Genomic DNA, 753 nt, shown 5'->3' with positions numbered 1-753 from the left:
ACAATCTCATTGGCATGGATATCATGACGGAATTTGTATTCCATATCCTCTGGTTTTATGAGATTTGATTGTAAAAGCCTTGTGATAAAGGTCCCCGTTCCAGTGAAAGGGTCAAGAATAGAGACATCCCGTGATCCCAAGCTTTTTCCAAACTCATTACGCAACACATCATCAACAGAATGAATGATAAAATCGACAACCTCAACGGGGGTATAAACAATGCCAAGCCTATCCGTGGTTTTCTTAAATGCCTTGGTAAAAAAATCTTCGTAAAGTTTGATAATAAGATTTTGTCTTGCCTGTGGTTCGGTAATGCCAGAGGCACGGAACTTTACGCTGTCATAAAACTCTTGTAATTCTTTGGATTCTTCCTCAATATTTGTTTTATCGAGTTCTGTTAAGATTTTTTCCATTGCTTGCGAAATGGCATTGTTTTGTACAAATTCATTGCCCTCAAACAAGGCTTCAAACACGGGACGCGTCACAAGATGTTGCGCTAACATCTCAATCGCTTCTTCTTGCTTTATCTCACTGTTTAAGTTGTTTTTTAATTCTTTATAAAACGCATCAAAGGCATGATAAGCTTCGCTTGTTTGATCAGAAAGCATAGTTTGAAGGCGTGTGATATGGTTTTGTGCAATCTCAGCAACATTGTTCGCCCAAATGCCCCAATAATCACTCATAGTAGATTTTTTAACAATCAGTGTTTTGAGAGCATTGGGAAACTCAACAAAAAAGGGCAATCTTCCTTGT

Annotated in this window: 1 pseudogene; it reads right to left on the bottom strand. The window is 38.1% G+C overall.

The window, feature by feature from the left end:
- A pseudogene (locus tag ACFIL3_RS10750) lies at positions 1–753 on the bottom strand (damage-inducible protein); the annotation flags it as partial.

Source organism: Bartonella sp. CE47NXGY (assembly GCF_042195415.1).
Classification (GTDB): Bacteria; Pseudomonadota; Alphaproteobacteria; order Rhizobiales; family Rhizobiaceae; genus Bartonella.
The sequence above is the reverse complement of the archived record's forward strand: the minus strand, read 5'-3'. Positions and strand labels throughout refer to the sequence as shown.